General features: G+C 66.4%; 17 protein-coding genes and 1 pseudogene. 14 read left to right on the plus strand and 4 right to left on the minus strand.

Annotated features, from left to right (window positions below; all coding sequences use genetic code 11):
- Positions 1-135: 135 nt before the first annotated feature.
- Positions 136-1035 (minus strand): NAD(P)-dependent oxidoreductase, encoded by a 900-nt coding sequence (locus ACTHQS_RS20515; protein ID WP_440172571.1) that lies wholly within the window; start codon positions 1033-1035, stop codon positions 136-138.
- Between the two features lie 34 nt (positions 1036-1069).
- Entirely contained in the window at positions 1070-2551 is a 1482-nt protein-coding gene (locus tag ACTHQS_RS20520) for a four-carbon acid sugar kinase family protein (protein WP_440172572.1), read from the minus strand.
- A 173-nt stretch (positions 2552-2724) separates the two neighbouring features.
- On the opposite strand from ACTHQS_RS20520, the gene ACTHQS_RS20525 reads away from it, so the two are divergent.
- Both ACTHQS_RS20525 and ACTHQS_RS20530 read left to right on the plus strand, forming a co-directional pair.
- Positions 2725-3429 (plus strand): FadR/GntR family transcriptional regulator, encoded by a 705-nt coding sequence (locus ACTHQS_RS20525; protein WP_440172574.1) that lies wholly within the window; start codon positions 2725-2727, stop codon positions 3427-3429.
- Between the two features lie 114 nt (positions 3430-3543).
- Positions 3544-3756 (plus strand): dodecin, encoded by a 213-nt coding sequence (locus ACTHQS_RS20530; protein ID WP_141158437.1) that lies wholly within the window; start codon positions 3544-3546, stop codon positions 3754-3756.
- A 68-nt stretch (positions 3757-3824) separates the two neighbouring features.
- On the opposite strand, the gene ACTHQS_RS20535 is transcribed toward ACTHQS_RS20530, so the two are convergent.
- Together ACTHQS_RS20535 and ACTHQS_RS20540 are read right to left on the minus strand one after the other, a co-directional pair.
- Entirely contained in the window at positions 3825-4031 is a 207-nt protein-coding gene (locus tag ACTHQS_RS20535) for a hypothetical protein (protein WP_440172576.1), read from the minus strand.
- Between the two features lie 150 nt (positions 4032-4181).
- Complete coding sequence (locus ACTHQS_RS20540; RefSeq protein WP_440172578.1) at positions 4182-5084, minus strand: helix-turn-helix domain-containing protein; 903 nt, start codon at positions 5082-5084, stop codon at positions 4182-4184.
- Positions 5085-5298: 214 nt separating this feature from the next.
- On the opposite strand from ACTHQS_RS20540, the gene ACTHQS_RS20545 reads away from it, so the two are divergent.
- The 12 genes and pseudogenes from ACTHQS_RS20545 to ACTHQS_RS20600 form a co-directional block, all read left to right on the plus strand.
- Positions 5299-6120, plus strand: a complete 822-nt coding sequence (locus ACTHQS_RS20545; protein WP_440172580.1) for an aldo/keto reductase — start codon at positions 5299-5301, stop codon at positions 6118-6120.
- Between the two features lie 54 nt (positions 6121-6174).
- A complete protein-coding gene (locus tag ACTHQS_RS20550; protein WP_440172582.1) occupies positions 6175-7146 on the plus strand; it encodes an aldo/keto reductase in 972 nt (323 codons plus the stop codon).
- A complete protein-coding gene (locus tag ACTHQS_RS20555; protein WP_440172584.1) occupies positions 7140-8159 on the plus strand; it encodes an NAD-dependent epimerase/dehydratase family protein in 1020 nt (339 codons plus the stop codon). The genes ACTHQS_RS20550 and ACTHQS_RS20555 overlap by 7 nt, the downstream gene beginning before the upstream one ends.
- Before the next feature lie 76 nt (positions 8160-8235).
- Positions 8236-8967 carry a TetR/AcrR family transcriptional regulator gene (locus ACTHQS_RS20560; protein WP_440172586.1) on the plus strand — a complete coding sequence of 244 codons (732 nt, stop codon included), beginning with the start codon at positions 8236-8238 and terminating at the stop codon, positions 8965-8967.
- 138 nt (positions 8968-9105) lie between these two features.
- Entirely contained in the window at positions 9106-10365 is a 1260-nt protein-coding gene (locus ACTHQS_RS20565) for an acyl-CoA dehydrogenase family protein (protein WP_440172588.1), read from the plus strand.
- Between the two features lie 49 nt (positions 10366-10414).
- Positions 10415-11611 (plus strand): acetyl-CoA C-acetyltransferase, encoded by a 1197-nt coding sequence (locus tag ACTHQS_RS20570; protein ID WP_440172590.1) that lies wholly within the window; start codon positions 10415-10417, stop codon positions 11609-11611.
- Positions 11612-11634: 23 nt separating this feature from the next.
- Positions 11635-13191, plus strand: coding sequence for a long-chain-fatty-acid--CoA ligase (locus tag ACTHQS_RS20575; protein ID WP_440172602.1), 1557 nt, complete (start codon positions 11635-11637; stop codon positions 13189-13191).
- Positions 13192-13428: 237 nt separating this feature from the next.
- On the plus strand, positions 13429-16005 hold the full coding sequence (locus ACTHQS_RS20580; RefSeq protein WP_440172591.1) for a rhamnogalacturonan lyase: 2577 nt from the start codon (positions 13429-13431) through the stop codon (positions 16003-16005).
- A gap of 36 nt (positions 16006-16041) precedes the next feature.
- Positions 16042-16875, plus strand: a complete 834-nt coding sequence (locus ACTHQS_RS20585) for an aldo/keto reductase (RefSeq protein WP_440172593.1) — start codon at positions 16042-16044, stop codon at positions 16873-16875.
- 131 nt (positions 16876-17006) lie between these two features.
- Positions 17007-17273: a GlsB/YeaQ/YmgE family stress response membrane protein gene (locus ACTHQS_RS20590; protein WP_440172594.1), complete on the plus strand. Its 267-nt coding sequence runs from the start codon at positions 17007-17009 to the stop codon at positions 17271-17273.
- A gap of 136 nt (positions 17274-17409) precedes the next feature.
- Positions 17410-17853 carry a YtxH domain-containing protein gene (locus tag ACTHQS_RS20595; RefSeq protein ID WP_440172596.1) on the plus strand — a complete coding sequence of 148 codons (444 nt, stop codon included), beginning with the start codon at positions 17410-17412 and terminating at the stop codon, positions 17851-17853.
- A gap of 216 nt (positions 17854-18069) precedes the next feature.
- A pseudogene (locus ACTHQS_RS20600) lies at positions 18070-18338 on the plus strand (HNH endonuclease signature motif containing protein); the annotation flags it as partial.

The raw sequence follows: 18338 nt of genomic DNA on the forward strand, positions 1-18338 counted from the left end.
GCAGGGCGGCATCAGGGAATGGTGGGGTGGGGCATAAACGCTGCGGGAATGCGCCGGCAACGCTGGGAGGTACGACGACGGCGGAGGGGGGACCGCCGTCGTCGTACCTTTTGCCGCGAGGGCAGGAGGGGTGGCTTACTTGGTGCGCTTGGCGGGCGCGACCACCTTGATGACGGCGGAGTCATCGGCGGCGGCGAGGCCCTGGGCCTGGCCCAGCAGGTAGAGCTGTTCGGCGGCGGCGGCAACGGGGGCTGCCAGGCCGGCGGCGCGGGTGGCCTTGCCCACGATGCCCATGTCCTTGACGAAGATGTCCAGGCGGGAGAGGACCTCGGCTCCGTCCTCGTTGTAGGCCTCGAGGATGCGGGGGCCGCGGTTGGAGAGCATGAAGGAACCGGCAGCGCCGGCTTCCAGGGCGGCGAGGGTCTTGGCCTGGTCCAGGCCAAGGGCGTCTGCCAGGGCCAGGGCCTCGGCGGCGGCGGCGATGTGGACACCGCAGAGGAGCTGGTTGACGGTCTTCAGGGCCTGGCCGTCGCCGGGGTTGTCGCCCACTACAGTGAGCGTGGAGGCGAGCAGGTCCAGGGTGGGGGCGGCCTTTTCGCGGGCTTCGGGGGAAGCGCCGACGACGATCAGCAGGTCGCCTTCGCCGGCGCGCTTGGGGCCGCCGGACAGCGGCGCGTCCACCAGGTCCACGCCGTATTCGGCCAGCTTGGCGACCGTGGCGGGGATGGCGTCGGTGCCCACGGTGCTGCCGAGGATGACGACGGCGCCGGGCTCCAGCACGGAGGCCACGCCGTTCTCGCCGAAGAGGACATCGTTGAGCTGTTCGCCGTTGCGGACGGCCAGGAGCACTGCGTTGGCGCCCTTGGCGGCGTCACGGGCGGTGGTGAAGGTGGCAATGCCGGCTTCGCGGGCGAGCTCCAGGCGGGGCTCTGCGATGTCGAAGCCGTGGACGGTCAGCTGCGAGGCCAGGCGCGTGGCCATCGGCAGGCCCATGGCGCCGAGCCCCAGGACGGTGACGGTGTAGTTGCTGGTCATGGTGTTCTCCATTGAATTCTTGCGGTGGTGGAAATCAGAATTTTTTGCTGAGCTTGCGGGTGACCTGGGCGAGTGAATCGTCGTCGCCCACGTTGCCGGCAAAGACGATGTACGGGATGCCCTTCGCGGGGCCGTCCACTGGTTCCCAGAGGCTGACGATGCCTGGCAGCATCGGGCCCCGGACGATAGCGTGGCGAATCTCCAGGCCGTGGGCTGCCACGTCCGAGGACGTGATGCCGCCCTTGGCGATGACGAACCGCGGCGGGAAGGTCTTCAGGGTTCGGTTGACCACGTCCACGACGGCGGCGGAGACGGTCCGGGCGATCCGCAGGCTTTCGGCGGGATCGTCGGTCTTGATGAGCAGGCGGCTGGTGTGGACGATGACGTCGCCGATGTGGAGGGCCTCGACGACGGCGTCCACGGTCTGGTCCAGGTGGGCCTTGGCTTCATTTTCCTCGCCGAGGAGTTTCTCGACGTCGATCTCGATGATCCGCGCGGCGCTGTGTTCCGCGGTGAGGACGTTGAGCTGGCGCGTGGTAAGGCCGACGTGCGAGCCCACCACGATCAGGCCGCCGGCCTCTGATGGGGTGTTGCCCTCGTACGCTTCTTCGGCGGTCAGCGCGGTGCGGACTTCCTGGCCGATGCGGCCGCGAACGAACGGCGGCCCCACGCGGTACAGGAGCTTCTTGCCGCGGCGCTCGGCTTCTTCCAGCCCTAGGGCGAGGGCGCGGAAGTCGTTCTCGGTGACGATGTCCGCGACGATGGGGGTTGAGTTGGTGGCCGGCTCGATGGCGTCCGCGATGGCCTTGGCGGAGATGGCAGGGTCCTGGGCGGATGATCCGGCGCGGATGATGTTGAGGTCCAGGACGATGACGGAGTCCGCGGGGAACCGGCCCTGTGATTTCTCCGCGATGTAATCAGCCATGACGGAGGTGCTGAAGCCGAAGGAAGCGTCCTTGGCGAACTCGGTCTCGGAAACGGGGACCAGGGTTCCCTTGGCGTCACCGGTGCCGCGCATGTGGTGGACGCCGCCAACGGTGAGGCGGCCGGCGTCGGGGAAGGCGGGGACCAGGACGACGCCGTCGGTCTTTTCACCGCTGACCTCGGCGACCGTGGCTGCGATGACGTCCGGTTCCAGGGGGAAGTGGCCTCGGAGGGTGGAATCGCTGCGGCTGACGAAGCCCAAGCGGACGCCTGCATCGGAGGCTGCCGCCAGGGCGTTGCGGACCACTTCCTCGTTCCGGGCTGCCGCTTCGGCGGGGTCAAGGCTTCGGGTGTTGGTCAGGACATACACGGCGGGCTTGCCCTGGGCAAAAGCCCACGTGAAATCTTCCACTTCCCAGCGGGTGAGCACGGGCAGGTCTGCCACGGACTGCGTGCCGGTGGGGTCGTCGTCGAGCGCTACCAGGACGCGGGGAACCGCAGCGTTGGAAGCTGCGAGGGAGGCCGCAACCACGCCGGCGGGAATCTCAAGGTCTGCCGGATAGGCGGCCAGAACGTCTGCTTCAAGCGTCACAGTGCACTCCGTTGTGTAGCGATCCGGGCTCGCGGATCCTGATGTAAAGGTAACTGTAAGATGTCTGACATCTTGCATTTAAAAATTAGTGTGGCACACAGCATACGGACGCGCAAGTACACTTGTCTGACATATCCGCCAGGCGTCGGCCGGAAAGAGTGATCGGGGGCAACATGGCAAGGAAGTCACTGGTGGGCGTGGTGGCCGACGAGCTGCTGGACCGCATCATTGAAGGCGAGTTTCCGCCCGGTTCGATCGTCCCCGGCGAGCATGAGCTGAGCGCGCGCCACGAAGTCAGCCGCATGACCGTGCGTGAGGCGATGAAGACACTGCAGGCCCAGCGCATCCTCAGCGTGGAGCGCGGCAGGGGAACCTTCGTCAATCCCTTGAGCCGCTGGGCCTCGCTGGAAGCCGTACTCCGGGCCGCGTCCGAGGGCAAGAACGACGCCGACGCCTCCATCCAGCTCATCGAGCTGCGCCGGATGCTCGAAACGGGCGCCTGCGAACTGGCCGCGGGACGGATTGCTGAAGAAGACATTACGGCGCTCTTCAACTACATTTCGGCGATGAAAGCCGCCCACAGCATCAACGACGTCGCGGCCTTCGTGGAAGCAGACCTTGCCTTCCACGACGTCATCCTGCGCGCGTCCGGCAACGTGTTCGTCTCCGTCCTCTTCGAGCCGCTGCACCGCGTGCTGGAAAAGCGCAGGACCGAGACCTCGGCAGTTCCGGCGATCCAGGAGCACGCAATCGGACACCATCAAAACATTGCCGAAGCCCTGGAGTCCCGCGACGCCGGCCGGTCGCGGCAGGCCATGGATGCGCACATGCAGCAGACGCTCGACGATCTGAGGCAGCTGGTCCTGGAAGCCAAGTAGCCCGTTGTCCTTGCGGTCTTGATTGGCCCGGGGCCCTGTTCAACGCTCCCGCAGTCCTACTAGGCTTCAGGGACGGCCCGCAACCGGGAGCATCGACGATCACGAGGAGCGAAGTTGTCCAACCACACGTACAGCATTTCTGAAATTGTCGGCACCTCCACCCAGGGTGTGGACGACGCCGTCCGCAACGGAATTGCCCAGGCTTCCAAGACCCTGCGGAACCTCGACTGGTTCGAGGTCAAGGAGGTCCGCGGCCACCTTGAGGACGGGAAGATCGCGGACTGGCAGGTCACCATCAAGATCGGCTTCCGCCTGGAAGAACACTAACGCCAGACACGACTGACCCGCAGCCAACATGTCCTTGAAGTTGGCTGCGGGTCAGTCGTGCTTTACGCCTAGTTTGCGGTGCCGGGGCTGCGCCGCCGCCAGACGGTGGGCACACCGTCGAAGGCCGGGAAGACATGGCCCTCGAAGAAGGACAGGACCGTGTGCGGGTCGAGGTCCGGGCTCCAGAGGCCGGAGACCGGGCAGTGCGAACCGGTGGCGGTGGAGGCGGCGCCGGCAGACGTCTGGCGCTCCTTCAGCAGGGCGATGCGTTTCATCGTTGAGACCATCCTGGGGTGATAAGAACTGGCAGGGAAAACTGGTACTCCCACCCTAGGAAAGGCCCGGTCCGCCACCAATGGGCGGCTGGCCAGAATCACTCCACTGCGCTGGACGAATGTACAGTGGCACGGCAGTCCAGGTACTGCTCAGCCCGCCGCGCCGCCGCTTTCGGCCACCGCGGCCGGGTCCCGCTCCAGTGCAGCATCCGGCGCCGCCCCGAGGCTGCCCAGCAGTGCCAAGGCGTCCGACGACGGCGTGCCCGGCCGGGCGGAGTACACCCGGAGCGTCTGGTCGGGGTCCTCCGGCAGGACCAGGTTCTCAAAGTTCAGTTCCAGGTCCCCCACAGCGGGATGGTGCAGCCGGACGGTGCCCGCAGCACGTGTGGCCACCCGGTGCCCGGCCCACCACTTGCGGAAGTGTTCACTGTGGACCGCCAGCTCGCCCACCAGATGGTTCGCCTGGGGATCGTTGGGGTGCCGGCCCACGTCGAGGCGGAGGGAGCCTGCCGCTTCGGCCGCCACCGTCTTCCAGTCCCTGAACAGTTCCCTCGCCGCGGGGTCCAGGATGGTCCAGCGGGTCAGGTTCCGCTCCACGGGCGGCAGCGCAGGGAAATCGGCGAACAACAGGAAGGCCATTCTGTTGCCTGCCAGGACGTCATTGCGCCGGCCCAAAACCAGCGCGGGCACCTCCCCCACGGCGTCCAGGAGCTGGCGCAGTGCCGGGCGGACACCCTGTGCTGCATTGGCGCCGGGTTCACGGGGAGCACCCGCGCAGTTCTCGAGGAGGTCCAGCATGTGCGCGTGCTCGCTGCTGTCCAGCCGGAGGGCCCTGGCAACGGCGTCCAGGACCGTGCGTGACGGGTGGATGTTGCGGCCCTGCTCCAGCCGGACGTAATAGTCGGTGCTGACGCCCGCCAGCCGCGCCACTTCCTCCCGGCGCAGCCCCGGAACCCTGCGGGCACCCGTGCTGGGACCTGCCCCGGCCACTTCCGGGCTCAACCGGGACCGCATGGCTTTAAGGAATTTTCCGAACTCGGCGCTTTGACCCATGCAGACCATTGTGCCTGCGTTGAGCGTCCTGCCCTACAACGAAGGTAGGACTGGCAGTCCTAGGAAAAACAGGAACAGCTTTGCCTGCTGACTTGCCGGCAGAAAATGCATAGGCTCAGGAGTGAGCCGGTGGAAACCGATTTCTCACTTCGGTTCCTCACTTGTCGAGCAGCCGGCATCATTCCCCAGCACCATACGTTCCAAGGAGCACACCATGTCAGAGCTGACACTCAACAACGGCGTCACCATCCCGCAGCTTGGCTTCGGCGTTTTCCAGGTCCCGCCGGAGGACACGCAGCGGACCGTGGAAGACGCCCTGGAAGCGGGATACCGCCACATCGACACCGCCGCCGCCTACCGGAACGAGGCTGGAGTGGGGGCGGCCCTCGCCGCCACCGGGATCCCCCGCGAGCAAATCTTCGTTACCACCAAGCTGCGCAACGGCGAGCAAGGCCGGGCGCAGGAAGCGTTCCAGAACAGCCGCAAGGCCCTGGGCCTGGACTTCATCGATCTCTACCTCATCCACTGGCCGGTCCCCTCGCAGGGGCTCTTCGTCCAGGCCTGGAAGGAGATGGAGCGGCTGTACGAAAACAAGGAAATCCGTGCCATCGGCGTCTCCAACTTCCTTTCGGACCACCTGGACGCCCTGCTGGAATCCGCGGAAACCGTGCCCGCCGTTAACCAGATCGAACTTCACCCCAGTTACCAGCAGGCGGACCTAGCCGCCAAGTGCCGCAGCCTGGGTATCGCCGTCGAGGCGTACAGCCCCCTGGGGCAAGGCGGGGACCTGAACGGAAATGCCGTCACCCAAATCGCGAATGACCACAGTGCAAGCACCGCACAGGTGGTGCTCGCCTGGCACCTCGCCAACGGCAACATCGTCATTCCCAAGTCGGCGAACCCGGGCCGGATCCGGGAAAACTTCGCGGCCTCGTCCCTGAAGCTGTCCGAAGACGAACTGTCCGCCATCACCGCACTGGAGTCCGGCGCGCGCATCGGTTCCGATCCCGCCGTCGCAGCCTTCACCCAGATGTAGGTCCCGGCAGACCCACCCGGCAACCCGCCAGGCTTCCCCGTTGAAAGGATTTTCATGCAGTACACCCACTTGGGCCGCTCCGGCCTGAAAGTTTCCCGCCTCTGCCTGGGCACCATGAATTTTGGTCCACAGACGGAGGAAGCGGACGCCCACAGCATCATGGACTCTGCCCACGAGGCCGGTATCAACTTCTTCGACACCGCCAATGTGTACGGCGGCGCCGACCACCGAGGCTGGACAGAGGAGATCATCGGGCGATGGTTTGCCAAAGGCGGCGAGCGCCGGGAGCACACCGTCCTGGCCACCAAGCTCTACGGCACCATGACGGACCGGCCCAACGAGTCCAAGCTCTCGGCATTGAACATCCGCCGCGCACTCGATGCCAGCCTCAAGCGCCTCCAGACCGACTACATCGACGTTTACCAGTTCCACCACATCGACCGCGACACGCCGTGGGATGAGATCTGGCAGGCCATCGAAGTGGCCGTGCAGCAAGGCAAGATCCTGTACTCGGGCAGCAGCAACTTCGCCGGCTGGCACATCGCCCAGGCGCAGGAAGCAGCGCGCCGCCGGAACTACAAGGGCCTGGTCAGCGAGCAGTCCATCTACAACCTGTTCACCCGGCAGGTGGAACTGGAAGTCATCCCGGCCGCCCAGCAGTACGGGCTGGGCCTCATTCCCTGGTCGCCGCTGCAGGGCGGGCTGCTGGGCGGCGTGCTGAAGAAGGAACGCCAGGGAGTCCGCCGGACGGAGGGGCGGGCCTTGGAAACTCTTAAGAAGCACGAGGACCAGATCCGCCAGTACGAGGACTTCGCGGACGACCTGGGCCACGAACCCGGCGACGTGGCCCTGGCGTGGCTCCTGCACCAGCCCGCAGTGACGGCACCAATCGTGGGCCCACGCACGCAGGAACAGCTGGACGCCGCCATCCGCGCACTGGATGTCTCACTCGATGGCGAAGCCCTCAAGCGCCTGGACGACATCTTCCCGGGACACCGCACGGCACCGGAAGACTACGCGTGGTAGGCCTCGCGGCGGATGCGGTGGCGCCGAGGAGCATCCTGTTCATCGGCGGTACAGGGGTCATCAGCGCGGCGGCGGCAGAACGCGCTGCCGCGCTGGGCCACCGGCTGACCATCCTGAACCGGGGCGAGTCCAGCCGCCCTGTCCCCGAGGGCGCCGAAGTGCTGCACGCGGACGTCCGCGATGCGGCCTCCGTCCGGGAGGTGCTGGGCGGGAGGGAGTTCGACGCCGTGGCTGACTTCATCTCCTACACTCCCGACCAGGCGCAAACCAGCCTGGAGTTGTTCCGGGAGCGGACGGCTCAGTACGTCTTCATCAGCTCGGCCTCCGCGTACCAGAAGCCGCCCACCAGGCTGCCCATCCTCGAGTCCACGCCGTTGAAGAATCCGTTCTGGCAGTACTCCCGGGACAAGATCGCATGCGAGGAGCTGCTGTTCCGGGCCTACCGGGAGGACGACTTCCCGCTGACGGTGGTCCGGCCGTCGCACACCTACGACCGCACCAAGATCGCCATGGTGGGCGGCTGGACGGACATCCACCGCATGCGCAACGGCCTCCCTGTCATGGTCCACGGCGACGGCACCTCGCTGTGGACGCTGACGCACAGCAAGGACTTTGCCAAGGCGTTCGTCGGCCTGCTTGGCCGGCCGCAGGCCGTGGGCGAGAGCTACACCATCACATCCGGCGAATACCTGCCCTGGAACCAGATCTACCGGCTCTTCGCGAGGGCGGCCGGGGTCCGGGAACCGGAACTGGTGCATGTGGCGTCCGAAACCATCGCCGCCCACGACCAGGAACTCGGTTCCAACCTCCTGGGCGACCGGTCCCATTCGGTGGTCTTCGACAACACCAAGATCAAGTCCCTGGTTCCGGACTACACCGCCACCATTCCGTTCGCGGACGGAGCACGGGAAATCGTGGCGTGGTACGACAGCCACCCGGAGCTGCAGCAGGTCAACGAGGCGTACATGCAGCTTTCCGACAAGCTGACCGGCTGGGCGCGGCAGGGCGCCTGAGCCCGGCCACAAGCTGGCCTGCTGCCTTGCGGGGCAGGCCAGCTTGCCGGAGGGCAGCTGTGCTACATTTCGGCGCATGACTTCGCCCCCTTCCAGCCGTCCCGTCGACGGGCATCCTGCCGACGGGCCCGTTGCGGCAGCCATTGGCCTCCTGGCGAAGCAGGGCTTCGATGCAACGTCCGTCGAGGAACTCGCAGAGGCCTCGGGCATGAGCCGCAGCACGTTCTTCCGCAGGTTCGGGTCCAAGGAGGACGTTGTCTTCGCCGACCACGAGCGGATCCTGCACCAGGTCAACGAACGGCTGGCCGAATCCAGGCTCGAGCCGCTGGCCGCGGTGGCGGACGCGGCGCTGCTGGTCTTCGACCACCATCTGCGGAACCCCCAAACCTCCCGCGCCCGGTACGGGCTTTTGCAGGCAGTTCCCGCCCTCCGGGACCGGGAGCTGGTGACCTCGCACCGCTACGAGCGGGCGTTCCTCCACCACCTGGATGACAAGCTGCCCCGGAACGGCCGGCGCGAATACAAGGCCGTCGCCTTCGCTGCAGCGGTAGTGGCCGTGCATAACGCCTTCCTGCGGGAATGGCTGCGGGCCGCACCCGGGGCCGGGGACACCGCTTCGTCCGACCGGCACCGGGCCACAGCCCTGGCCACCGAGCTCCAGGCCTTGGCGGAGACGTTCCGGCCCGTGCTCCTGGGCGCTCCCGTTCCCGCTGCCGCCCAGCCAGCCCCCACCGTCGTCGTCACCGTCTTTCCCGGCCCCGCCGACAAGGACGCGATTGCCCAGGCGGTCCGGGACGCGCTCCCGTAAGCCCCAGCGGCGCCACCTCCCAGCATTGATACTCAGTTTCTTGACGTGGAACTGCGTTTCATAGCATCCTTGGATCGTGTGGTGCAGACCACACGGCCCCGGCCCTTCCGCGGCCGCTGATTCAAAGGATGCAGATACATGACGACGACGTCGCCCAGCCTCGCGCCCACCCGCACCACGGGAATTCCAGCCGGTTTCCCTTCCGGCACGGTTGAGCCGGAATACGTCCTGACCGAGGCCCTCGGGACGGACCCGGCGTCCATCCTGGCCGGAGTCGGCGATGAAGACCGCGTTTACTGGGACCGCGCCCGCGCCTTCGTCCAGGCTGAGGTCCTCCCCGTCATCGACGGCTACTGGGAACGCGGCGAGTACCCGCTGCACCTCCTCAAGCGCCTAGGCGAACTGGACCTGCTCCGCGATGGCATCACAGTCGAAGGCTTCGCGCCGATGAGCAGCATGGCTGCCGGCCTGGTGAACATGGAGATCAGCCGGGGCGACGGTTCCGTGGCCACGATGATTGCGGTCCAGGGCGGCCTGGCACTGCGTTCGGTGGCTGAATGTGGCTCCGCGGCACAGAAGGAACGCTGGCTGCCGGCAATTGCCAGGGGCACGGAATACGCGGCGTTCGCCCTCACCGAGCCTACGCACGGCTCCGACTCGGTGGCCCTGGAAACCACGGCAACCCGCACGGACGGCGGGTTCCTGCTCAACGGCGAAAAGAAGTGGATCGGCAACGGCTCCGTGGGCGGCGTGAGCATCGTCTGGGCCCGGGGCGATGACGGCCAGGTCCACGGCTACCTGGTTCCACAGGACTCCCCTGGCTACACCGCCACGAAAATCGAAGGCAAACTTGCCCTCCGCGCCATCTGGCAGGCCCACATCCGGCTGGAGGATGTCTTCGTTCCCGAAGACAACGTCCTGCCGGGCGCACGCACCTTCAAGGACACAGCCAGGGTCCTGTTGGCGACCAGGCTGGGCGTGGCCTGGTCCGCCGTCGGGCATGCCACCGCCTGCTACGAAACGGCCGTCCAGTACGCCAAGCAACGCAAGCAGTTCGGCCGGCCGCTGGCCGCATCCCAGATCGTCCAGGAACGGCTGGCCCGGATGCTCAGCGAACTGGCCACCATGCAGCTGCTGGTGGTGCAGATGACTCGCCTGGATGAAGCCGGAACACTGACCCCGGAGCAAGCATCGCTCGTCAAGTACACCTGCACCCGGACCGCCCGCGGCATCGCGTCCAACGCCCGTGACCTGCTGGGCGGCAACGGGATCCTGCTGGAAAACCGCGTCGCCAGGCACCTTGCCGACATCGAAGCCATCCACACCTACGAAGGCACCGAGACCATGCAGGCGCTCATTATCGGCCGCGGCATCACCGGCACCTCCGCCTTCGCCTGACCCCTGCCGCTTGAGTTCCGCCTCCCATCATCTCTTGAAAGGACTGTTCTTGAACCAGAACGCCAACATCCCCGTCATCCTGGGCGGTGCACGCACCCCGTTCGGCAGGTTCCGCGGCGGCCTCACGCCCTTTTCCTCCAGTGAACTCGGTGCCCATGCCATCCGCGCCGCGCTGGAACGCACCGGCGTGGCACCTGAGCAGATCGGCGCGGTCATCGTCGGGCAGGTCATCCAGGCCGGCGCCGGCCAGGGTCCCGCCCGCCAGGCCAGCCTGGCCGCCGGAATCGGCTGGGACGTCCCCACCATCACCATCAACAAGCTCTGCCTGTCCGGACTGACGGCCGTCATCGACGCCGCCCGCATGATCCGCACCGGCGAAGCCGACTTCATTGTGGCCGCCGGCCAGGAATCGATGACCAACGCACCACACCTGGTCCCGGGGCTGCGCGCCGGCGTCGTCATCGGCGATGCCCCCATGCTGGACTCCCTGAATCATGACGGGCTGCAGGACCCGGTGAGCAAGAAGCTGATGGGTGAGGCCACCGACTCCGGAAACGCCGAACGCGGCATTACCCGCGAAGAGCAGGACGCCGTGGCGGCCCGCTCCCACCAGCGCGCCGAAGCCGCCCGCGCAGCGGGGATCATGGCGGAGGAGATCGCACCGATCGAGATACCGCAGCGCAGGGGACCCGCCGTGACCCTTGAACACGACGAAGGCATCCGCCCGGACACCACGGCGGAATCCCTGGCGCAGCTCCGCCCCGCGTTCTCCAAGGCGGAGACCGCCACCATCACGGCAGGGTCGTCGTCGCCCCTTTCCGACGGCGCAGCGGCGCTGGTCATTGCCAGCAAGGCAGCCGCGGAAGCGGCAGGCCTGGAGTGGATTGCCGAGATCGGCGCCCACGGCCAGACCGCAGGCCCCGACGGATCCCTGCATTCCCAGCCGGCCCGCGCCATCGAGCGAGCGCTCAAGGACCAGGGCCTGACCGTGCAGGAGCTGGACCTGGTGGAAATCAACGAGGCCTTCGCCTCGGTCCTCATCCAGTCCGCCAACGACCTGGGCATCGACACCGAATCCGTGAACGCCGAAGGCGGCGCCATCGCCCTGGGCCACCCCGTGGGCGCCTCGGGTGCCCGCCTGGTGCTGCACCAGGCGCTGGCACTGAAGCGCCGCGGTGGGGGCACCGGCGTCGTGGCCCTCTGCGGGGGCGGCGGCCAGGGCGACGCCCTGATCCTCACAGCATGACCATCCCGACAAAGAAGCAGGCCATGACCAACACCAACTCCGCCGACGGCTTCGCCACCATCTCCGTCGCAGCGATCCTGGCTGAATCAGCCCAAAGGACTCCGGACAGCATTGCCCTCGTCGTCGGCGAGGACCAGGTCAGCTACGGTGACCTCTGGCGCCAGACGCGCGGCTACGCCGGCGCTTTGCGTGCCCGCGGCATTGGTCCGGGAGACGCCGTCGCCGTCCTGATCCCAAATGTCCCGGACTTCGCACGGGTGTATTACGCCATCCTGTCGCTGGGCGCCATCGTGGTCCCGGTGCACGCCCTGCTCAAGGCCCGGGAGATCGAGTACGTCCTCGAGGACAGCGGCGCCAGGCTGCTGATCTGCGCGGCTCCGCTGCTCACGGAGGGCGCCGCCGGAGCTTCAGCCAGCGGGGTCGATGTGCTGACGGTCATGGCGCCCGACGACGGCGGGTTTCCACGGCTGGAAGCGGAGGCGGACGCCGCGGAGCCGATCCGGACGTACGAACCCTGCCGGCCATCTGACACGGCCACCATCCTTTACACGTCGGGTACCACCGGCAAGCCCAAAGGCGCACTGGGCACGCACTTCGCCCTGGTGGAGCAGACCTCGGTCCTGCTCACGAGCGTGATGGACTTCCGGCCCGGCGACGTCCTGTTCGGCGGGCTGCCCCTCTTCCACACCTTCGGCCAGACGGTGGTCCTCAATACCGGGCTGCGCGCCGGGGCCACCATCGTGCTGATGCCGCGCTTCACCGGCCCTGACGCCCTGAAACTGCTGGCAAAGCACGATGTGAACATCTTCCTTGGCGTGCCCACCATGTACGTGGCACTCCTGGAAGCTGCCAAGACCGTGCCGGACCGGCCCACCGCGCTGCGGTACGGCATCTCCGGCGGGGCGTCGCTTCCACTGGCCGTGATGGACCGTTTCCGCGACGTCTTCGGGGTGGAAATCCATGAAGGGTATGGCCTGACGGAAACGTCGCCGGTGGCGGCCTTCAACCACGTGGGCATGCGGCCGCGGCCCGGCACCATCGGCATCCCAATCTGGGGCGTTGACATCGAAATCGCCCGCCCTGAGGTGCCGGAGCGGATCGAGCTGCTGCCCAACGGGAAACTCGGGGAACTGGTGATCCGCGGGCACCTGCTGATGAAGGGCTACCTCAACCGGCCTGAGGCCACCGAGGAGGCCGTGGTGGACGGCTGGTTCCGCAGCGGCGACCTTGGCACCAAGGACGACGACGGCTACCTCACCATCGTGGACCGCAAGAAGGACATGATCATCCGCAACGGCTACAACGTGTACCCGCGGGAAGTGGAGGAAGTCCTGCTGACCCACCCGGCCGTGGTCAGCGCCGCCGTCTACGGCATCCCGCACGAGGTCCACGGCCAGGAGATCGCGGCCGCCATCGTGCTGGACGCGGGGGCCAGTCTCACCGAGACCGAGCTGATGGACTTCGCCAGCGCCCAACTCGCGGCATACAAGTACCCGCGCGTGGTCAAGATTCTTTCAGAACTCCCACTGGGGCCAAGTGGAAAGATCCTGAAGCGGAAATTGGCGGAGGCGCCCAACTAGAGCAGGAATCGGGGCACGCTGCCCAAGGGCGTTCCGTCCTTGGGCAGCGTGGGTGGCAAACGTATGGAGGGCGGCAACGGCAGGGAGGGCTTGCTGCGAGGCGGCGCGGGGCCTCCGCTTTCTACAACGTTCTAAATACCGCTTTTGCGGCCAGAAGACAAGGCTTCCGCTACCCCCTCCCCCGTGGCTAGATTGCTGGGGAAGCGTTTTCCCGTCTCAAATTGAAAGGATTCATCGATGAATCCACAAATGCTCTCCGCCCGCCTGCTCCCCGTGCGCCTGCTGTCCGTGGGGGCAGCCGGCCTGGCACTGACTGTTGGCTGCCTCGCCGCCCCAGCATCCGCCGTCGGGCCCTCTCCTAAGCCCGGAAGCCCGGGCATTCAACTGGACCACCTGGACCGCGGCCTGGTGGCTGCGGGCACTTCCGAGGGTGTTTTCCTCAGCTGGCGGCTGCTGGGCAACGAGGCAACAGGTTCCTCCGCCACCGGCCTTACCGGCACGGATTTCACCGTCTACCGCGACGGCCAAAAACTCGCCACCGTGACGGACAGCACGAACTTCCTGGACCGGGCCGGAACCGCAACGTCGGCCTACCAGGTGCGGGCCGTCGTCGGCGGCGTTGAAGTGGACCACAGCGCCTCCGCCACCCCCTGGGGCAGCAACTTCAAGGACATCCCGCTCAAGAAGCCGGCGGACGGCGTAACCCCGGCGGGACAGGCCTACACCTACTCCGCCAATGACACCTCCGTGGGGGACGTGGACGGTGACGGGCAGTACGAGTTCGTCGTCAAATGGGACCCCAACAACTCCAAGGACGTCTCGCAGGTGGGCTACACGGGCAACACCTACGTTGACACCTACAAGGCGGACGGCACGCTCCTCAGCCGGATCGACCTGGGCGTCAACATCCGGTCCGGCGCCCACTACACGCAAATGCTGGTCAACGACTTCGACGGCGACGGCCGGGCGGAGTTGATGATGAAGACCGCTCCGGGGACCGGGAGCACCAGCTTCAACGCGGACGGCAGCGTGGCGGCCAGCTCCTTCATCACCATGCTCCAGTCCGATATCAACGCCGGATTCGCCAACACGGACGACTACCGCATGAGCGCGGCGGACTACTACCAGCACATGGTGAGAACCTTCCAGGGCTGGACGGAGCACCCGGAGGTCAAGGCGGGCCACTGGCCCGCCACGCTGGAGGAGGCCTTCGGCATCGCGCCGCAGTACACGTACCCGCTGTCCCAGGCTGACGCCGAGGCGTTGACTGATTACTTCATGGACGTCTACGCCCCGTCGCGCAGCGCCCGGAATAACCTGCGCGCGTTTGAAGGATTCGTCGTGTCCGGCCCGGAGTACCTGACTGTGTTCGAAGGTGCAACGGGCAAGGAATTGAAGACCGTCGCCTATACGCCTGGCCGGACTGACGACGGCCTGATGTGGGGCGACTATGCCATGCCGCGCATCGAGCCGGGCAACCGGGTGGACCGGTTCCTGGCCGGCGTCGCCTACCTGGACGGCCGGAAACCCGCCGCGGTCTTTGCCCGCGGGTACTACACCCGCACCACTCTGGCCAGCTACACCTGGGACGGAACCAACCTCTCCCCCGTCTGGAACGTGGACTCCGGCTGGACGCCCATGACCAACCCGTTCAACGACTCCCCCCACGGCCGGGACGGTACGGACCCCACCTACGGCAAGCTCACCACGCAGGGCTTCCACTCCCTGAGCGCCTCGGACGTGGACGGCGACGGGAAGCAGGAGATCGTCTACGGATCGGCAACGCTCGACGACGACGGCTCGGTTTTGTACACGTCGTTCGACACCCTGCCTACCGGCAGCGCCGCCCCCGGCGAGGAGGCGCGGCTGGGCCACGGCGACGCCATGCATGTGACCGACATCGACTCCAGCAGGCCGGGCAAGGAGATCTTCACCGTCCATGAAGGCGCCGCGAATGCGCCCTACGGCTATGCCATGCGGGATGCAGCCACCGGCGAGGTGCTGTTCGGCGCTTACTCGGGCAAGGACACCGGGCGCGGGATGATCGGTGATGTGGATCCGTCCGTCCCCGGCATTGAGAACTGGGCCATCGGCATGCAGTCCGCGGACGGCCGCAAGCTCTCCAGCAACACGCCAGGCACCAACATGAGCATCAAGTGGGCCGCGGACATGACCACGCAGATCGTCAATGGAGCAGGCGACCAGACGCCTTCCATCGACGACTGGAAGCGCGGGCGGCTGCTGACGGCGGACGGCACGCGTACCAACAATGGCACCAAGGGAACCCCCAGCCTGGTGGCCGACATCCTTGGCGACTGGCGGGAAGAGCTGGTGGTCCGCACCGCCGACAGCTCCGCACTGCGGATCTATCTGAGCGCCGAAGTGACGGACCACAAGCTCTATACCCTGATGCACGATCCGCAGTACCGTGCCGAGGTTGCCCGGCAGAACACCACGTACAACCAGCCTTCCTACACCGACTTCTACTTCGCCTCCGACATGGACTTCGGCAACGTGCCGCTGCGCGCCGCATGGCTTCCCGGCAGCATCAAGGCCCTGCAGGACATCCTGGCGGACCTGGTGGAATCCGGCGACGTTTCCGGCCCGGTGGCGAGCCAGCTCCGCGCCAGCGCCCAGCAGGCCGCCAAAGCCGTCCAGGACGGCGACCCGGCCACGGCTGGCCAGGCGATGCAGCGCTTCGCCGATTTCCTTGCCCAGCAGAAGAACCCGGATACGGTATCAAGTACGGCCCGGGTGTCGCTGGAGTACAACGCCGGCAATATCCTCCGGGCCTTCCCGCATCCCGGGCAGTAAATGCCCGGACGGCCGATACAAGGGGAGACTGATGGCATGACACTTGCACCGCTCATCGAACTCAATGACGGCAACAGGATTCCGCAGCTGGGTCTTGGCACCTGGCCGCTGGACGACGAACAGGCCGCGACCGCCGTCGTACAGGCCGTGGAAGCCGGGTACCGGCACATCGACACCGCAGTGAAGTACGGCAATGAGCGCGGCGTGGGCAACGGCATCCGGGCCTGCGGCGTGGACCGCAGCGAGCTGTTCATCACCACCAAGCTCGACGGCGAGTTCCAGGGCCACGACCGCGCGGTGGCGGGCCTGGAAGGATCGCTGGCGCGCCTGGGCCTGGAGTACGTGGACCTGCTGCTGATCCACTGGCCACTGCCCGGCAGGGACCAGTACGTCTCCACCTGGCAGACTTTTGAGCGGCTGCAAGCTGAGGGGAAGGTCCGGTCCATCGGGGTGTCCAACTTCAAGCCGGCGCACCTCGAACGGCTGATGGCGGAGACTGACGTGGTGCCGGCGGTAAACCAGATCCAGCTCAGCCCGGCCATCACCCGCTCGGCAGAGCGGGAATTCCATAACCGGCACGGGATTGTTACCGAGTCCTATAGCCCGCTGGGCGGCTCGGGAGCAGGATTGCTGGACGCCCCTGTCCTCTCCCAACTGGCCGAAAAGCACGGCAAGACCCCGGGCCAGCTCGTGCTGCGGTGGCACATACAAAACGGATTGGTAACGATTCCCAAGACAGCTTCCCCCGAGCGGATGGCGGATAACCTGGACGTGTTCGATTTCATCCTGGACCCGCAGGATCTAGCGGAATTATCGATCCTGGACGAGGGAGCCGGGGCAGGCAACGACTCCGACAAAACGGGACACTAAACGGGCCTGAACTGCACTTTTTTCCAAAAACGGGGTTGGCAAAAAGATAGTAAGCATGATTACTATTGAGCCAGAAGGATGAAGTGCCTCCGGAACATGGGGGCCTCCTTTACTTAGGAAGAGAGCGACAAATGGGATTTATTGCATTTCTGATTCTCGGACTTATTGCTGGTGCGATCGCTAAGGCGATCCTCCCGGGCAGGCAGGGTGGCGGCTGGTTCATCACCCTGATCCTGGGCGTCGTTGGCGCGTTCCTCGGCGGCTGGCTGGGCGGGATGATCTTCGGCAGTGGACTGCAGGAGTTCTTCTCCATCCAGACGTGGCTGCTGGCGATCGTCGGCTCGCTGATCGTCCTTGCCATTTACGGCATGGTCACCAAGCGCAGCGTCCGCGGATAACTGTACGGGCAAGCCAGGAAGCCGGCCTGGGGACATCATCCCCGGGCCGGCTTTCATTTTCTCCGGCAACGGGCGCCCGCTGCCCGGCCGGGACTGACAACCTTCTCGCAACCCTCTCGCAGAGCAGGAGTTCATCGTGAAAAACAAGCTTCTTTTGGGTGTGGGCGTAGCCTTCGGGTACGTCCTCGGCTCGCGCTCCGGCCGTGCTGCTTACGACAAGCTGAAGGCCCGCGCGGCCGGCATCTGGGACAGCAAGCCGGTCCAGGACAAGGTGTCCGTGGCAACGGAAACCATTAAGGAAAAGGCCCCTGAGGTGGCAGACCAGCTTGGCGAAGCCGCACGCAGGGCAGGGACAGTGATTGGTTCTGCCATGCACCGCGACAGCACCTCCAGCGGTAGCCAGTCGTCCGGGGCCGCCACTGGCACTTCCGCGGCCGGCACTTCCGCTGGCACTTCCGCGGCCGGCACTTCCGCAAGTGGCGACGCCGGCGCCCTGGGCGAGGACCACATCCCCGCCCACAGCACCCACCCGGAAACCACCAATCTTGGTACGTCCGATGGGACCGGCACGAAGTCCTGAAGGCGGCTCCGGCACCGTTCATTACGAGCGGCCGCCGGCTTGACATTGGGATGACACCACTGTGTGTTACAACTGAACAACCTTGCTGGCCGTCGCGATCCTTGGGGGACGCGGCGGCCAGCAGCGTTTATCGGGCTGATCGGTCAGGTTCCCGGGTTTTCCACATAGGGGTTTGGGGTGGTCTTCATTGTCAGTGGTGGCTGGCAGAGTGGGGTTATGGAGGCCATTGGGGAGCAGTTTGGTGAGGCGTACGGCGGGAAAGCGTACGACGCCGGCAGCCGGCTGCCGCGCCCGGCCCACCTTCTCGCGGTCCCCGACTCGCAGCCCCCTCAGGGCGAGCAAGCCCAGGGCCTTCAGGTTGCGGTAGCTGCCGCCACGCCGGACGGGCTCAGTCAGCTCGGCGGGCAGCTTGCGGCCCTTGCCCTGGCCGCCCCGGACGTGCTGGCGTCCGCCTCCTATGTCGAAGCCGCCGAATTCGCCGCCCG

The organism is Arthrobacter sp. SAFR-044 (assembly GCF_051965175.1).
In the GTDB taxonomy this organism is placed as follows: domain Bacteria; phylum Actinomycetota; class Actinomycetes; order Actinomycetales; family Micrococcaceae; genus Arthrobacter.